19 protein-coding genes are annotated in these 15,151 nt (G+C 59.2%); 6 read left to right on the forward strand and 13 right to left on the reverse strand.

The genetic code is table 11. From position 1 onward, the window contains the following. Positions 1–30 precede the first annotated feature (30 nt). Genes ISP15_RS03170 through ISP15_RS03185 form a run of 4 tightly spaced genes read right to left on the reverse strand, consistent with a single transcriptional unit; the run spans position 31 to position 3,198 of the window. Positions 31–495, reverse strand: a complete 465-nt coding sequence (locus ISP15_RS03170) for a nuclear transport factor 2 family protein (protein ID WP_404544986.1) — start codon at positions 493–495, stop codon at positions 31–33. Positions 496–511: 16 nt separating this feature from the next. Continuing rightward, entirely contained in the window at positions 512–1,483 is a 972-nt protein-coding gene (locus tag ISP15_RS03175) for an aldo/keto reductase (RefSeq protein ID WP_404544988.1), read from the reverse strand. Continuing rightward, entirely contained in the window at positions 1,480–2,613 is a 1,134-nt protein-coding gene (locus ISP15_RS03180; protein WP_404544990.1) for a type III polyketide synthase, read from the reverse strand. Before ISP15_RS03180 ends, ISP15_RS03175 begins: the two co-directional genes overlap by 4 nt. 60 nt (positions 2,614–2,673) lie before the next feature. Then, complete coding sequence (locus ISP15_RS03185; RefSeq protein WP_404544992.1) at positions 2,674–3,198, reverse strand: hypothetical protein; 525 nt, start codon at positions 3,196–3,198, stop codon at positions 2,674–2,676. Positions 3,199–3,210: 12 nt separating this feature from the next. Between ISP15_RS03185 and ISP15_RS03190 the strand changes: the two genes are divergently transcribed. From ISP15_RS03190 to ISP15_RS03205, 4 genes are all read left to right on the forward strand, one after another. Continuing rightward, positions 3,211–3,372, forward strand: coding sequence for a hypothetical protein (locus tag ISP15_RS03190; RefSeq protein WP_404544995.1), 162 nt, complete (start codon positions 3,211–3,213; stop codon positions 3,370–3,372). Positions 3,373–4,022: 650 nt separating this feature from the next. Continuing rightward, complete coding sequence (locus ISP15_RS03195; protein ID WP_404544998.1) at positions 4,023–4,421, forward strand: hypothetical protein; 399 nt, start codon at positions 4,023–4,025, stop codon at positions 4,419–4,421. A gap of 457 nt (positions 4,422–4,878) precedes the next feature. After that, on the forward strand, positions 4,879–5,952 hold the full coding sequence (locus tag ISP15_RS03200; RefSeq protein WP_404545001.1) for a hypothetical protein: 1,074 nt from the start codon (positions 4,879–4,881) through the stop codon (positions 5,950–5,952). Positions 5,953–6,075: 123 nt separating this feature from the next. Further along, positions 6,076–6,462, forward strand: a complete 387-nt coding sequence (locus tag ISP15_RS03205; protein WP_404545003.1) for a VOC family protein — start codon at positions 6,076–6,078, stop codon at positions 6,460–6,462. A gap of 164 nt (positions 6,463–6,626) precedes the next feature. Here the strand turns inward: ISP15_RS03205 and ISP15_RS03210 are convergent, their stop codons facing one another. Next, positions 6,627–7,250 carry a phosphatase PAP2 family protein gene (locus ISP15_RS03210; RefSeq protein ID WP_404545007.1) on the reverse strand — a complete coding sequence of 208 codons (624 nt, stop codon included), beginning with the start codon at positions 7,248–7,250 and terminating at the stop codon, positions 6,627–6,629. A 218-nt stretch (positions 7,251–7,468) separates the two neighbouring features. Next, positions 7,469–8,257 (reverse strand): YkgJ family cysteine cluster protein, encoded by a 789-nt coding sequence (locus ISP15_RS03215; protein WP_404545009.1) that lies wholly within the window; start codon positions 8,255–8,257, stop codon positions 7,469–7,471. 287 nt (positions 8,258–8,544) lie between these two features. Between ISP15_RS03215 and ISP15_RS03220 the strand changes: the two genes are divergently transcribed. Both ISP15_RS03220 and ISP15_RS03225 read left to right on the forward strand, forming a co-directional pair. Continuing rightward, positions 8,545–8,946 carry a DUF427 domain-containing protein gene (locus ISP15_RS03220; protein ID WP_404545012.1) on the forward strand — a complete coding sequence of 134 codons (402 nt, stop codon included), beginning with the start codon at positions 8,545–8,547 and terminating at the stop codon, positions 8,944–8,946. A gap of 373 nt (positions 8,947–9,319) precedes the next feature. Beyond that, entirely contained in the window at positions 9,320–9,517 is a 198-nt protein-coding gene (locus ISP15_RS03225) for a hypothetical protein (protein WP_404545014.1), read from the forward strand. Between the two features lie 75 nt (positions 9,518–9,592). Here ISP15_RS03225 and ISP15_RS03230 read toward each other — a convergent pair whose 3' ends face one another. The 7 genes from ISP15_RS03230 to ISP15_RS03260 all read right to left on the reverse strand — a co-directional run bounded on the left by ISP15_RS03230 (position 9,593) and on the right by ISP15_RS03260 (position 15,026). Further along, positions 9,593–10,153 carry a cysteine hydrolase family protein gene (locus ISP15_RS03230; protein WP_404545016.1) on the reverse strand — a complete coding sequence of 187 codons (561 nt, stop codon included), beginning with the start codon at positions 10,151–10,153 and terminating at the stop codon, positions 9,593–9,595. Between the two features lie 13 nt (positions 10,154–10,166). Then, a complete protein-coding gene (locus ISP15_RS03235; RefSeq protein ID WP_404545019.1) occupies positions 10,167–10,583 on the reverse strand; it encodes a hypothetical protein in 417 nt (138 codons plus the stop codon). 9 nt (positions 10,584–10,592) lie between these two features. Beyond that, the gene (locus ISP15_RS03240) at positions 10,593–11,762 is read right to left on the reverse strand and encodes a zinc-dependent alcohol dehydrogenase (protein WP_404545021.1); all 1,170 of its coding nucleotides are present in this window, start codon (positions 11,760–11,762) and stop codon (positions 10,593–10,595) included. 141 nt (positions 11,763–11,903) lie between these two features. Beyond that, a complete protein-coding gene (locus ISP15_RS03245) occupies positions 11,904–13,136 on the reverse strand; it encodes an NAD(P)/FAD-dependent oxidoreductase (protein WP_404545023.1) in 1,233 nt (410 codons plus the stop codon). Positions 13,137–13,156: 20 nt separating this feature from the next. After that, a complete protein-coding gene (locus ISP15_RS03250) occupies positions 13,157–13,855 on the reverse strand; it encodes a YoaK family protein (protein ID WP_404545025.1) in 699 nt (232 codons plus the stop codon). Next, the gene (locus ISP15_RS03255) at positions 13,842–14,705 is read right to left on the reverse strand and encodes an SDR family oxidoreductase (RefSeq protein ID WP_404545027.1); all 864 of its coding nucleotides are present in this window, start codon (positions 14,703–14,705) and stop codon (positions 13,842–13,844) included. The genes ISP15_RS03250 and ISP15_RS03255 overlap by 14 nt, the downstream gene beginning before the upstream one ends. A 144-nt stretch (positions 14,706–14,849) precedes the next feature. Then, positions 14,850–15,026, reverse strand: a complete 177-nt coding sequence (locus ISP15_RS03260) for a hypothetical protein (RefSeq protein ID WP_404545029.1) — start codon at positions 15,024–15,026, stop codon at positions 14,850–14,852. Positions 15,027–15,151: the final 125 nt, after the last annotated feature.

The following is a 15,151-nucleotide window of genomic DNA, read 5'->3' on the forward strand; positions in this document are numbered from 1 at the left end:
GCTCTCCCCATGTCGAAAAGGAGATTTACCTCAATGACTCATCCCGCTATTTGTTGCGGACAGGCTTGTGTTCCGGCCATCGAGCCAAATAAGGCCCGGTGAAATATCGCCCATGAGGAATCGGCCCAGGGCCGAGGCATCGTAGGCATTTTCCCAATGCTCGATGATTCGTCCATCGCGGAATCGCCACAAGCCGCAGAAAGGCATGCCGATGCTCTCGTTGCCGCTGCGTGCTCTCAGCGTGCCGATCACGGCACCGAAGTATTCGTTCGCGGTGATATGTTGGACGTCCATGACAAGGCTGCCGTTGGTCAAACGAATCAGGTCGAGCTCCTTTTCGAGCACGGCCTTTTTCCCGATGACAAATGCGGGACCACCTGAGGCGCCGCGATCGGCGGTATGCAACACGACATCATCATCGACATACCTGTCGATGCATCTCAAATCGGCATAGACGGCGCGCAGCGTTTCGACATTGGCGTGCAAGGCTGGCATGATCGTTACTCCTCGCTCAGGACACGGCTGCCATCTGGAGTTCCGGTTTTCGATCAGGCCGCCAAACCGGCATGCTTGCCCGGCTTACCGCATCGATGATTGCAGCCATTTCCGCGCGGTTGAACTCTATGCTTGCCGCGCGCGCATTCTGATCGAGATGTTCCAGCGAAGTAGTGCCAGGTATCAGCACCGTATTCGGAGAATGCTGCAGCAACCAGGCCAGTGCGAGCTGCGAAGGCGTCACACCGTATCGGTCGGCAATCGGCCCCAATGGGCTGTCGCGCCCTACGAGGCCGCCATGCCCTAGCGGGAACCATGGGATGAAGGCAATGCCGTGCTTCTCGACATAACGCAGCGTTTCTTCATCGGCACGATCGGCAATGTTGTAGAGATTTTCGATGGCGACAATTTTGGCAGTACGGCGTGCCTCAACCAGCTGTTCGATACTTACGCCCGGTTGATTGGACAGGCCGATATGATGAATCTTCCCTTCCTTCTGCAAGCGCACCAGCTCGCCGAGTGATTCGGAAAGGGGTACCAGCGGATCAATGCTGTGCAGTTGATAGAGGCTAATTCGTTCCAAACCCAGCCGGCGAAGGCTCATCTCTACCTGTTGACGCAAGTATTTCGGATAATTGATCGGTTCTATGTAAGGTGCGCCAGGGGCGCCATGAATCCAGTCATGGGGACCGCTACGCAGCATGCCACCCTTGGTTGAAATCACCAGATCGTTGGGGTACGGATGCAAGGCCTTGCGTATGATTTCCTCGTTATCGCCAGGGCCGTAGGAATCAGCGGTGTCGATGAAGTTGACGCCAAGATCGTGTACTGCATGGCGCAGCACGCGGATGGCGTGCTCCGGGTCCGCCGGCGGACCCCACATGCCGTAGCCAGTCAGGTGCATCGCGCCATAACCAAGGCGGTTGACGATCAGATCACCGCCTAACGCAAATGGCTTGCTGGCGGCTTGGGGTTGAGTAGCGATCATGCCATGACCTCCTCAGGGTAAATTCTGGTCTTTGCGACCGGTGTTGAAACCAGGTTCGTCCATTTTCCAAGCGTGACCTCCGCGGTAATTCCGGGTCCGAAACCGGCAATGATTCCGCGTGCGCCCTCATGCACAGCGCCGGCCTCGAACATGCGGCGCGCCGCATCCAGTACGACGCACGAAGCTATATTTCCGTACTCGGTCAAGGTCGCCCTGCTGTACGCAAACATCTCGGGCACCACGCCAAGGAAATGCGAGAGGTCATCAAGAATGCGCGGGCCTCCGGCGTGGATGATGTAGAAATCCAGCTCCCCTGCGTCCCATCCGCATTGACCGGAAACCGACCGAAGTTCCGGAGCCAGTTGCTCCATCGTTCCAGGCACCCGCTTGTCCAGGCAGAAATGAAAGCCCGTTGATTTGACGGCATACGAAATCCAGTCTTCGGTACCGGGCACAAGGCGTGTTCCATTGCTCACCAGATGAATGCCGGCGCCCCCCACGCCGCGTACTACGGCTGCCGCCACCGCATCCCCGAACAATCCGTTGGAAAGAAGGTTGCCAACGCCAAGATCGGTGGGCTGATAGCAGAGCGAGCAGAATTCGCATGCCACGATGAGCACATTCGCGCCCGGATAGGCCAGACAAAAATCGTGGGCCCGGTTGATCGCAGTCCCGCCCGCAGCGCAGCCAAGCTGTGAAATAGGGAGTTGGCGCGTATCACTGCGGAAGCCGAGCTCGTTGATCATCCATGCAATCAACGATGGCATCGTAAAGCCCGTGCAAGATACAAAGATAATCGCGTCGATCTGATCTGCGACAAGTCGCGCATTGGCCAATGCCTTCTGGACAACTGCCGGAATACGCGCCTTCGCTTCGCGCACGTAAATAAGGTTGCGCGTTTCCAGGCCAGGATGGCGCAAGGTTTCCTCGATGGGTTGCACCAGATGACGCCGATCTACCTTGGTATTGCCGATGAGTCTGAGTACCAACGGAAGTTGTTCATGACTTGCATGCAGTATCCGCGCCAGAGCCAGTGTCTCCTTAAGGCTGATCGTGTATTCGGGCACGGCGACCGCTGGGCAACAAAGTGTCGGCATGACAGTCTCCACGTTTTCGAGAAAGATGCGCACGCCCACACCAGAAGTTAACCTGGCATGCCATGCACCTCTGGCGAGATGGTTTAAAGCGGTTTATCGATATCGCGAAACGATTCTTGCGCGTATGTGAAGCGATTGCCTCAATCCACCATGAAGATGTGGATGAAAGGACATGCATCGATGCATAAATCCTGCAAGTAGATCCGCAGGCGCCGCTTTCCTTTCATCGGCAGTGATAATGCCGACATTGACGCCTGTCGTACTGCCTTTCACGTAATGGACTTTCCCGGTCAGGCGCTGATGCAGCAATGAACTGGATTCAATGTCTTCAAGCAACGCATCGACAGTTTCATTGCGACTTATGTCAATCCAGTGATAGCACACGACCACCTCCATGCTTGTTGCGTATGCTGCACAACCAGCGGATGCACGGTATAGCGTGTGAAACGTTATGGCATCATAAAAAGCATATGAAATGATGCATATCAAATAAAATAATTCGCGATCTTTCGTGCGAGCAACACTGGCTGACGCGATCGGAGTGCACGCTGACGCCATCGAACGGTGAAGCGCGAAGACGGCCATGCACAGCGCCTTGCACACCAGCATGACGATCATGCGCTCGGACGCATGCCATCCCATCACCTGATGCGCGACTACGGATCCAGCGCCGCCGCCTGCACAACCAACTTCATCGGTTGCGATATACGTATGTCGCTGACCTATGCCTGGTTGGCTCGATCCGCATGGAAGTTCCGCTGCAACAGCTTCGGCGCTACCGGCAAGCCGTGACTGGAATCCGTCGCAGCCTTACTTGCACGCCCCGTTGGTTCGCAGCGTCTGGCCACGTATGCTCCTGGCCACACCAGGCGCAAGGCCTATTCCTCGAATTCACTGCAACGCCCATGCATTAATTGAAGAATAACCGTACCTGGATGTGTTGTTGTGACGTGACGTGCGAATGCGGGTTGAAATTCACATGAGCAGGCTTCGCGCATGGCGAACTTATCAAGTTTGAAATCCAGGTTGGGCGCAATGCCTTCAGGATGATCCGCAAGACCTGGCAAATTGAATGCACAAAGGTTCAGATGCGTTCCAACTTCGTGCATTGCCCTGGATCAACAAGAGCGGATGAATAGTTACGCATGGCATTCACTTGAGTAACCAGTCATTGCGCGACTTGCTATTTTTTTATTCCACCGTTTTTTTCAATGTGTTGCGCGGACAATTCGCGCATGGCATAGCGCGCCATGAGCAGCCCCACAGCACGATACGTCCCCGGAAGGGCGGCGGGATCGATTTTTGCGGCAGTTCTACTCCGGCGACATGACGGAGACCTAACTATCCCCGGTCCCATTCCGGTTGTCAGATCACGCATTACCGCGCAGGGAGCCTGCGACGGCTAAATGGTCATCCAACCAACGTCCACGAGGAGAATGTCCATGAAAATTCGCCAACTTGCCACGTTATCCATTTTACTTGCATTGTCCGCCATCTCCTTTGCCGCATCAGCCGCAACTCCGGGCCCATGTACGGATGCCCTTCAAGCCGCAGTAAACAATGCGACAATTACGATTACGAATTTAGAACAGGGCAACGGAACGGAGGCCCTCGTTAACGCTGCCGGGATGAACGCGAATGAAGTGGGAGCGCAGGCAATCTGTACCGCAGCGGATCTGCCGAACGTGATCCAAATTACTCTTGATATCACTACATCCATCGGTGAAAACGCTGCGACTGCGTCATTGATCACTTTGGGAGACTATCCCCTTGCAATCGTCTACTTAAATGGACAGATCGCCGTCCTGAACAACGCAATTGCGCTCGCGGACGGAAAATAGGCGCAACCATGGGGTCGTAGATTCTAAGGATGCAACTTGCACCTGGTGCGGGAGCACCTGGTTTGCCAGGAACGAATAGCATCTACAGCCGGACATTCTGTCCGGCGCGTCACCTGGCTGACAGCTGCAAAGGCGAACACAGTGCTCAAATTCGGCGGCGCCTCGCCTGCTCTACGGGCGCCGCCGGACTCTCGCCCGTGGAACAGAGTCTTGTTTAGCCTGGAAGCTATCGACCGTAATCGGGGACACATACGGTTATTTTCATTACGCACATTGATCAGTGCCGAAGAAGTCTTTTCGACTTTCACGCACCGATAATTCCGATCGGCGTAAAAACCACTTCTTCGCGAATTCGGCTCCAGTGATCGCGGTCAGTCGAGAAAGATGGCGCACATCGGCTGACAGATCGGCGACGAGAGAATGCTGAGCAACGGGATGGTTCCATGATGCGTGGCTGTTGAGCGCGCAAGCCTATGCCTGCGAGGATAAAGACTATGGCCAAGTCATTTGCGTGGTCTGCGTAATGGCGCCGCACAGATGTATGCGGCTGACCTCGGTTGCAGCGTGCGCGGCGCATCTGAGGCAGCATCAACTGCCGGCAGCCGCAGCGTGGACGACAGCGGTTGACCAGTGCTTGCGAACCGGAGCGGCACAGGGTCGCCAGGGAGTACACAGGTCCATTGATCGCGTGATGGAGGCATGCCCCGCACTGACACGCGCGCAGTGTTGGCAGCGCTTGCGTTGGTTGCGCGAACATGCTGCCGTTGTACGTCCGACGCCGGACGCCTGGCCGGCGGAATTGATCGAACAGCTTCACGAAGGCTATCGCCGCGGCGGCAAATGTAAACGCGAAGCTTTTTGTGCAGTTCGATCTCGTTATCCCGACTTGCCCGGACACGTCATCACGCGATTCGCTCGTCGGCAAGGTTGGCTCGTAAAATCTCCAGCGAGCGTCTCGCCACGACGGCGCTGGACCGCCGCCGAACAAGCGCATTTTGCCGCGATGGCCGAACAACAGCCCGTCGCAAAGATGGCGCATGCCTTAGGACGTTCGAGGAAAGCAATCCGATGGCGCCTGGGTGCGCAGGGTCTGAGCGCAAAGGTCGAAGGGCTGTGGTCAGCGCGTCGACTCACCCGCACTTTGCATGTGGGGCGGATCACGTTGAGGCGCTGGATTGCCGAACATGCGGTGCGGGTGCGCGATGCCCATATCACCGGTACGTCGTTGCTGGCTTATCGCGCGCGCGATTCGTATGTCAATGAAGGCGTGGCCCGGGACGGCACGGCCTCGATCACCATCCAGCCGGATCAATGCTACTGTTGGAAGGAAGCGGCCCAGCTGTTGGGTCACCGCATCGAAGGCGTGCGCCAGGGCGTAGCACGCGGCACGCTTAAACTGGTGGATACGCTAGTGAGCGATCAAGCATTACAAAGGTTTTGCCAGCATTATTCGCTTGGGCGACTGGACCGTAGCCGGATCGATCCGGGCATCCATCGATGGCTGGTGTGCGAGTATGGACTTCCTAATTAACGGCCCCGTTTAGCCTGTTGGGAGCAAACTCCGTCTTCAAGAACCGGTACGAAGCTACTCGGCATTGGTGCAGGAGACGGTTGAAGCGTCCTCATCGCGCCACCCACCCATATTGGAGGTCCCATGAAGCGAGTCACTGGCATTGGCGGCATCTTCTTCAAGGCCAAAGACGCTCCGGCGCTACAGGCCTGGTACAAGCGCCACCTGGGAATCGATGTGCAAGCGTGGGGCGGCGCGGCGTTCGCCTGGACCGACGGTGACGGCAAGCCGGTCGCTGGAACAACCGTATGGTCTGTCGGTCCGGAGGAAGGCAACCAGTTCGCTCCCAGCAGCGCATCCTTCATGGTCAACTATCGGGTGGAAGACCTGCATGGGTTGATCAAGGCCTTGCGGGAGGAAGGTTGCAACGTGCTCGAGAAGATCGACGAATCCGACTATGGAAAGTTCGCCTGGGTCATCGATCCGGAAGGAAACAAGGTGGAACTGTGGCAACCGCCTGCCGGACAGTAAGCAGTCGCCCCACGGCAACTTTGGGCGGACTGGAATCACCGAAGGCGTCATAGGCATCTTTGAAACGTCGCTTGCGCCAACGCCGGCATATTTGCCACGTGGTGAGCATGGCCAAGGCGAAACAAGTCCGGCTTCGCCGGGTCTCGGCTGTGGCTTTGAGATGCTTACATGGACTTCCAGAGAAACGCACTCAACCTGCGCAGCTCGTCGAACTGGCTCGCCAGCTCGAAGCTCAACAAGAAAATCGCAACGTGGAAGACGCCCTCGTACCTGACGGACCAATCCAATACGGGCGCCGCGATACGCCGCCGAATGGCGTCGCGATTCAATATCAGGCAAATGACCACGCCCAGAACGCCACCGACCAGCACATCCGTGGGGTAATGCAGCCCGAGATAAATCCGCGGCAGGCAGATGAACGCGATGGCGAACACGAAAGCAATGATGCCAAGCCGGCGCGACGCCAGGTAAATGCCCATCGCCACCGCGCACCACATCATCGCGTGATCGCTGGGAAACGAACTCCACGTGCGCACAAGCGGCACCTTGGTGGTGTCCGAAGGAAAATGCATCATCAGCGCCGGATTCGCAAATGGACGAACGCGGAAAGGGAGATAGTGCGCCAGCAACCTCCCGACGAACAGCGCGACGAAGGTTGCAACGGTGGTGGCCGCGACGATCTCCCGATCGCGGCGCATGGTAGGTCCGCGGCGAAACCAGATCCACCATAGCAAACAGATAAGGCCAAGCCCGCGCGTGAAATAGAATTTCTCGATGCCCATGGTCATGTAATCGAACATAGGCCAGCGGAACGCAAACTGGTTGAAGAACCGCAGGATGGTGATATCGAAGCTATTCACGGCGAGATCACATTTAATACAGAACGGTTACGTCCGGTTTACCGATTCACTCGTATCGTCAGCGTGAAGTAAGCAAACCGCGCCGTTCCTTGCAGGCAGCGCAATCCGTGTAACTTTTAAGCTGTCGAAGCGGCCATGTACGTCACCTATGAGCCGGCCTTGCCGGCAACTGCCGCATCGGCACGAAACCCCACGTAGCGGCTCGATCCGGTAGAAGTGTTGGAACTCAACGCGGAATCGGCACCGGCGGCACGCAGGGCATCAACGGTGGCTGCCTGGTTCGACACGATAGTCCAGGAGGGATTGCTTTGATGCTCGGCGCGCGCCTCATTGCGCAAGGCCTTGAGCAGCAGCTCGGCAGCCGGCGCATGGATGGCGAAACCTTCGTTTGAAAGTCCTGCGCTGCCAATGCCCAATTCAGCACACAGCCGTTGCTTGAAGAGTGCTTCGTGCTCGTCCTCGTCGCGCGACAAGGCGATATGCAGCTTGGCCTCCGGCTCCACCACTTGATCGTCACGCACCAGTGGCACTGATGATACCCACGCTTCGGGCGGACACAGCTTGTTTGCCGGCGCCAATGCGATGAGCGGATTGATTTCGGCCGGATAGACACGGCAGACGTGCGGCCGGGTCGCATAAATCCTGCAGCGGAAATCCTCGTCCAGATTTGGGCATGGCCCGACGTAGATGGCGGTAAGGATCACGATCACGCGAATGCGCAGGTTGCCACTCATGCTCGCGAACGAACGCCGGCGTTTGTGCAAGGCATGCAGGTTGGAAGGTTCTGGCTCTTCCAGCCAAGGCAATGCCTCGCACAGCAGTTCGACTGTGTCGCCGCGGGCTATCCAGTCGATCGCTTCGTTGCGCGTCAGTGGCAGGCGCAAGTCATGGCAGCATTTGCCGCATGCGACACAGCTAAAGTTGAGATTCGCCACCTGTGCCCCTGTCCGCTACGGTCTTGTGGTCCGGCCTGCCTGCGCTCATGACGGGCGAGACCCGGCCAGTATGCCCCACGGCGTTTCCAGTTGCTCGCGTTCGCGCATTGGCGACACTTCCCCGAGTTACGGCCAGCGTTACTACAAGTTATCCATGTACGGCAGTACCGCTACCCACTGCCTGACTACCTTCCGCTACGATTGGCCACCTGCGAAGACACGAAATGCGGCTTGATCACCATAGCGCCGCAAGCGCTCATCATCGCCCATAGCCAGGAGAGACGACCATGGCTCACGAAGACCGCAATGCCGGCAGGACGGTCAAGATACCCGGCCCGGACCATCCCATCACCATCGAGCGCAGCACACGGCGTATCGTGGTGACAGTGGCCGGGCAAGTGATCGCCGATTCGCGCCGCGCGCTGATCCTCAAAGAAGCCAGCTATCCAGCGGTTCGCTACATTCCCCTGGACGATGTGGACATGTCACTGCTCGAACGGACCGACCATGCCACCTATTGTCCTTACAAAGGCGAGTGCGCCTATTACAGCATTCCCGCCGGCGGCGAGCGTGCGATCAACGCCGCGTGGAGCTATGAGCATCCCTACGAAGCAGTGGCGCCTATCGCAAGCCATCTGGCGTTCTATCCTGATCGCGTCGATGCGCTCGATGAATCGGAACAGGCCTGACTCGTCCTACGGACAACGGCATGCCGATGCGCTGCACGATGTTTTTGCACCACGCAACGGCCATTACTGAAAGCCATGACGTTGCGTTAGATCGATGTTATCGATCTTGAAGCATCGATCCGGAAATTTGGACGACTCAAGCGTTCGCCTGCGCATTTTCAGCCGATAAAGCGCACAACATGATTAGTTTTGTTTCGAAGACCGAATCAATATAGCGCCGCGATTGATTTATGTCTTATGGATGAACATTCATCAGCGTGTAGGTCGAACTGATCCTTCCTTCATCGCAAGACGATACGCAAAACGCGATGCTTGCAAGGCATCGCTTTTGCGCGATGCAAATTATGTCTTTTTAGTGATCGGAGATAGCAAAATGGTATCGACCAACAAGAGCAGCGGTGGCGGCGATCATGCCAGCCACGAGCAACACGTGAAAGCAGGCGAGCAGAGCCACAAGAACACGCCATCCAAGAGCGCGTCGTCGGGCTCGTCCTCCCCGGGCAACTCACGTGGCGGAAGTCCGGAGCAGCACGCCAAGGCTGGACAGCAGAGCCACAAGAACGATCGCTAACAGCGGTGATCGACATGGATCGCCGCGCCGGCCACGCCGGCGCGGCCAAGCCTGGAACCACTAGTCCTGGAACCACTAGTGATGATCGATTGGCGCCGTGGCGCCTTCCATGGATTCACGGATACAGGCGATCGCGCGTTCGTTGCGCCCATTGCTGACCGAAGCGGCCCCATCTTCGGGAGCCCACACGCCAAGTTTGCGGCTATGCTTCCAAGGCCGAATACAGGACACAGGAATCGCCAGCGACGCCGGCGATCGCCACACTGCCGATATGCAGCTTTCCAGCAGGCTCGGCAAGGGTGTCTCGTAGAAGGCCGAATGACGCGGCTTTAATACGAAATAATCATCCGGATGCGGTTGCACGGTTGCGACGATGTCGTGTCCCGTCGTACTTGCCTGTGCCCAATTGACCCATTCGTTGAAATTCGAGCGCCAGCGCCCGTAATTGTCGTTGACGTAGATGACGGGCCGCTCATGTTCTCGAAAACGCACGGCCAGCTTGGTGACTGCCCGCGCGATGCATCGCGCATGCTTGGCCAACGCTTCGCCATCGGGAAATGCATAGTCGCTGATCAGGTCGACGACCAGCAGCGTCGCTTGCTCGAACTGGAATTCGTGCGCCTGGCCGCGGCTCATGGCAACCGCCCTGTTATCTCGACCTTCGCTTGTGCCCGTGCTTGAAGCCCCAGCAGGCGGCGATCGCACATGCGCCGACAATCGCGGCGGTACGCACACGTGGCGAGGTACGTACCTCCCGCGCCATGCCTTCGATCACGTTCACGCGATCGGCCAGCAGCAGAAGCATCCAGTGGCGCACGTCATTTTCGCTATGGCGAAACGCGACGCGCCGGATGCGCCCGCTGCAGCCACGCGGCGGTACGCTGGTACCGAATACCGGCGTGATGCCTTCGCGTTCAATGGAATGCAGGATTTCCACGGTGCATGCCTGCTGTTCCGGCGGCTCGCGGTCGGCTTGCGGAGGCAGGCGCTCCATGGGCACGCCAGGCCGGTTTTCATGGTCGAGGTCGGCGCCCCAGTCGGGAATGTTCGGATGATCGCCTGGCATGGTGTGTCCTCAATGCGCAGTGGCTGTCGACTCCGCACCGGGCGGAATCAGCATGACCTTGATGCAATGGTCTTTCTTGGCCGAGAACAGGTGATAGGCCTCATCGACCTCTTGCAGCGGCACGCGGTGGGTAATGATCTCGCGCGGCTTCAGCCGGCCGGCCCGCACGTGTTCGATCAATCGCGGCAGATGCCGCTTCACGTTGGCCTGGTTCATGCGCAGCGTAAGGCCTTTGTTGAGCGCATTGCCAATTGGCACCGCGTTGAATGTAGGGCCGTAGACGCCAACGATGGAAACACGGCCGCCCTTGCGCACGCAGTTGATTGCCCAATGCAGCGCAGTCGCCGCGCCCGCCTGCAGCTTGAGCTGCACGCCGGTGAGCCGCTGCAGCATGCTGCCATCGGCTTCCGCGCCGACCGCATCGACGCACACGTCAGCGCCAAGGCCATCGGTGATTTTCTTGATGTGCACGGCCATGTCCCCGACACTGCGGAAATCGATGGTCTCGCACTGTGCGAAGCGTGCGGCGAAGTCCAGCCGATATTCGACCTGGTCGACCACGATCACACGGCCCGCGCCCATCAGCCACGCGCAGCGCGCGGCGAGCAGGCCGATCGGGCCGGCGCCGAACACCAGCACCGTATCGTTTTCCTTGATGTCGCCCATTTCCGCGGCCTGGTAGCCGGTGGGTACGACATCGGTCAGCAGCACCGCATCTTCGATATGGATATCCGGCGGGATCACGGTCGGCCCGATATCCGCGAACGGTACGCGCACATATTCAGCCTGGCCACCGTCGTAGCCACCGGCCGTGTGCGAATAACCGAAGATGCCGCCAACCGCGGTGGCTTGCGGATTGCTGTTGTCGCAATTGCTGTATAGCCCGCGCTGGCAATAGAAGCACGCGCCGCAGGCAATATTGAAAGGCACCAGCACATGGTCGCCAACCTTGAGGTTGCGTACTGAAGTACCGACTTCCTGCACGATGCCGGTGAACTCGTGGCCGAAGATCGATCCCACGCGCGTGTCAGGCACCAAACCATGGTAAAGGTGCAGGTCCGAACCGCAGATGCATGATCGCGTAACGCGCACGATGGCATCGCCCGGATGCTCGATCACTGGATCGGGTACGTGCGTTGCGCGCACCTTGTAAGGACGACGATAGGTGGTTGCCAGCATGACCGTGCTCTCGTGGCGCATTTCCCGTGACGGGCGAGGTCCGTACCTTAGTCGGGCGCGTGTGAGTAGGCCGGGAAATATTCGCCTGTCCTGCGATCACGACCGCGCCAGCGCCCGCACAGGCGCATGTACGCTCATGGCTCAGCTTTTGCGGCTGAGGATGATGCGCGCGGCACGCTCGCCTTTCACGTAGAGCCACAACCAATTGAGCGCGACCATGACGCGATTGCGAGCGCCGATCAGAAAATAGATATGCACGATGGCCCATATCATCCACGCGAACCACCCATGCAAGCGCAGCCGTCCGAAATCCACCACGGCATTGTGCTTGCCGACCGTGGCGAGATTGCCGTAATTGCGATAGCGGAATTCGGATGGCGGAGGCTGCGCACGCAGGCGCGCCTTGATCAGACGGGCGACGTAACGCCCTTGTTGCTTGGCGGCCGCGGCCAGGCCCGGCACCGGCTTGCCGTCTTGCTGTTCGAGCAAGGCGGTGTCGCCGATCACGAAGATCTCGGGATGTTCCGGCACGCTCAGGTCGTGTCGCACCTTGACGCGACCGGCTTTGTCGGCGGATGCATGCAACCATTCGGCGGCCGGCGATGCACGCACCCCGGCCGCCCAGAAAATCGCGCCGGCTTCGATCAGGTGGTCGTTGCACACCACGCCTTCGGCGCGGCATTCGGTTACCGCATGCTCGAGCAGTACGGTGATGCCCAGGTGCTCCATGGCCTGGCGCACGTAGGCAGCAAGCGACTCGGGAAAGCCGGCGAGCAGCCGCGAAGCGGCCTCGACCACGACGATGCGCGCCTTGCGCGTATCCACGCGGCGAAAATCGTCGGGCATGTCGTCATGCGCCAGCTCGGCGATGGTGCACGCCAGTTCGACGCCGGTGGCGCCGCCTCCGACGACCACGATGGTCTGCAACACCTGCCGCCGTGCCGCGTCGGCCTCCCGTTCGGCTTGCTCGAACACCGTCAAAAGATGCTGCCGTATCGACAGCGCGTCGCCCAATGTTTTCAGCCCTGGCGCATAACGGGCCCATTCGTCATGGCCGAAATAAGCGTGCGTGGCGCCGGTCGCGATGATCAGCGTGTCGTAGGGAATACGGCTGCCATCGGTAAGCAGCACTGCCTTGGCGACACTGTCGATGCCGCATGCCTCCGCCATCAGCACGGCGACCTGGCTCCAACGTGAGAGCAGATGCCTTATCGGCCACGCAATCTGCGAGATATCCAGCGCGGCGCCCGCTACCTGGTAAAGCAGCGGCTGGAAGACATGATGATTGCTGCGATCGATAACCGTGATATCAACCGCTTCATGGCCCAGGTTGCGGGCAGCTTCGAGCCCGCCGAAACCGGCTCCGACGATCACGATCCGCTGGCGCCTGGCGTTCAATCCGAGGCGCCCCTGCCCGGCCCGGCGCTTGGTCCGAGCATGATGGAGATAATGAGAAAGACGAGCAACAGGCCGCAAGCCACCGCGATCGCAAGTGGCGCGCTCTTGCCGGCGGTGAAGCCACCGGCAAATGCGCCAGCGGCGAGTGCCAGCCAAAGGCCCGCGTACTTGAACACCTCGTTCCAATCGCCCCCGCCGGCCAGCGTCGAGGCCAATACGCGCCCCAGATGCACTAGCGTTCCGGTGACATAGGTCAAGGCGATGCCGATGCCTTCGGCGCGGTGGATCACGGCGTTCTGCGTACCCATCGCAAAACTGAGCAGTAACAGGATGACCGTGCCGTCAGAGCGAAAGGCCAGCGCTGTCGCCACCGCAAGCACAAGCGCTTCCCATGCCAGCACTGCGGTGCGATGCCAGCGGCCGGCAAGTGCCCGCAGGCTTTCTCCGGTGATGACCCCTGCCACGAATGCTGCCATCACGCCGAAAAGCTTTTCTATCGCTGCGCCCTGCCCCTGCGTTACGGCGACACCCAGATGGGTGGTGTTTCCGCTCATGAAGGAAGAGAACGTACCGCCCCAGTGCACGAAGCCCACCGCATCCACCCAGCCGGCGACGGCCAGCAGGGCGACTCCCAGCGCGTACAACAGGGCTTGCTTCTGCGGTGCCGGCGGATTGGCAGGATCAGGCGACGCCATGCGCGCTATCGCCGCCGGTAACGGCGAGCGTGGTGCCGGTAATCATCCTGGCGGCATCCGAAGCGAGGAAGACGACCGCAGGCGCAACGTCTTCCGGTTCGATCCACGGCACGCCGAGCGGGGTCTTGGCTTCCATGGCCTTGATTGCAGCCTGTTCGTCCTTGGCTACATCGCCGGAAGGCTGCTTGCCGCCTTCCTGCAGCGCCTGCGCGTAGCGGTCTTCGTGCCGGGTGAGCGCGGTGTTGATCAAGCCCGGAATCAGCGCGTTGACCGTGATGTGATGCTCGCCCAGTTCCAGCGCCGCTGATTTCATCAAGCCAAGCAGACCCCATTTGGAAGCCGAATACGAAGCGCCGGATTTGGTTCCGTGCTGTCCCTGCGTCGACGAGGTAACGATGATGCGGCCACCGCCACGCTTTACCAGCATCGGCGCGAACACGCGCAACACGTTGGCGGTACCGCTGAGATTGACATCGATCTGGTCATGCCAGTCGGCATCTTCCATCGCCAGGATCGGCTTGAATGCCTGGATGCCGGCGTTCGCAAACAGAATGTCGATGCCGCCCCATTGTTGCTCGATGGACTGCGCCACCGCACGCAACGCATCGATATTGCGCTGGTCGACGATATGCGAAAGCCAACGCCGTCCGCACGCTTGCACGTGCTTGCCGGTATCGGCGAGCTGTTCGGGCGTCGCCGGCGCGAAGTCCAGGATGTCGCTGACCCGCGCCGCGATATCGATGCCCACCACGTCGGCGCCGGCCTGCGCCAGCGCGATGGCGCCTGCCCGCCCAATCCCGCGCGCCGCACCGGTGACTACCGCGATACGGCCTTTCAATAGCTCGTTCAAGGTCTTGATACTCCGCGTCGTAAGCGGGTCAAGCTAATGCAGCCGCTGTCTCGCTGGCGTCGCCGCAGGGCGGGCTTGCGTTCACCTGGGCGCGACGCAGCTGGCCTGCTGCGCGCATAGCAGCCTCGCGGCGGCGCGTTGTGATCAACGCACCTCGAACTGCTCGTTGTATTTTTCGTGATGGCGAACCAGGTACGACTCAAAGAAATCCTGGTCGCTACCGAACTTGTTGTCTTCCAGTTCTTCAAGCAAGCTGGGGTCCAGCTGGTCGCGAATTTCGTTGAAGTCGTAGGATTTGTCGTTGTAGGTGATTTTGCTCATGAAGTCCTCCGGCATGGTCGCTCGATCAAGTAATCAGGGCGCCCGGCGTCGTTGCCGCACAAGCGAGCCTGTGTTTTCAAGCTAGGATCGGCACCGCTGCAGGCGCGTGAAGGGCCGGTGACCTC

The sequence above is a fragment of the Dyella jejuensis genome, assembly GCF_044904675.1.
Lineage (GTDB): Bacteria > Pseudomonadota > Gammaproteobacteria > Xanthomonadales > Rhodanobacteraceae > Dyella_B > Dyella_B jejuensis.

Bases quoted from the DNA above. Each gene is read 5' to 3' on its own strand.
- ISP15_RS03170 (WP_404544986.1), bottom strand. From the start codon at position 495: ATGCCAGCCTTGCACGCCAATGTCGAAACGCTGCGCGCCGTCTATGCC.
- ISP15_RS03175 (WP_404544988.1), bottom strand. From the start codon at position 1,483: ATGATCGCTACTCAACCCCAAGCCGCCAGCAAGCCATTTGCGTTAGGC.
- ISP15_RS03185 (WP_404544992.1), bottom strand. From the start codon at position 3,198: ATGATCGTCATGCTGGTGTGCAAGGCGCTGTGCATGGCCGTCTTCGCG.
- ISP15_RS03190 (WP_404544995.1), top strand. From the start codon at position 3,211: ATGCCATCCCATCACCTGATGCGCGACTACGGATCCAGCGCCGCCGCC.
- ISP15_RS03195 (WP_404544998.1), top strand. From the start codon at position 4,023: ATGAAAATTCGCCAACTTGCCACGTTATCCATTTTACTTGCATTGTCC.
- ISP15_RS03205 (WP_404545003.1), top strand. From the start codon at position 6,076: ATGAAGCGAGTCACTGGCATTGGCGGCATCTTCTTCAAGGCCAAAGAC.
- ISP15_RS03210 (WP_404545007.1), bottom strand. From the start codon at position 7,250: ATGACCATGGGCATCGAGAAATTCTATTTCACGCGCGGGCTTGGCCTT.
- ISP15_RS03220 (WP_404545012.1), top strand. From the start codon at position 8,545: ATGGCTCACGAAGACCGCAATGCCGGCAGGACGGTCAAGATACCCGGC.
- ISP15_RS03225 (WP_404545014.1), top strand. From the start codon at position 9,320: ATGGTATCGACCAACAAGAGCAGCGGTGGCGGCGATCATGCCAGCCAC.
- ISP15_RS03230 (WP_404545016.1), bottom strand. From the start codon at position 10,153: ATGAGCCGCGGCCAGGCGCACGAATTCCAGTTCGAGCAAGCGACGCTG.
- ISP15_RS03235 (WP_404545019.1), bottom strand. From the start codon at position 10,583: ATGCCAGGCGATCATCCGAACATTCCCGACTGGGGCGCCGACCTCGAC.
- ISP15_RS03240 (WP_404545021.1), bottom strand. From the start codon at position 11,762: ATGCTGGCAACCACCTATCGTCGTCCTTACAAGGTGCGCGCAACGCAC.
- ISP15_RS03250 (WP_404545025.1), bottom strand. From the start codon at position 13,855: ATGGCGTCGCCTGATCCTGCCAATCCGCCGGCACCGCAGAAGCAAGCC.
- ISP15_RS03260 (WP_404545029.1), bottom strand. From the start codon at position 15,026: ATGAGCAAAATCACCTACAACGACAAATCCTACGACTTCAACGAAATT.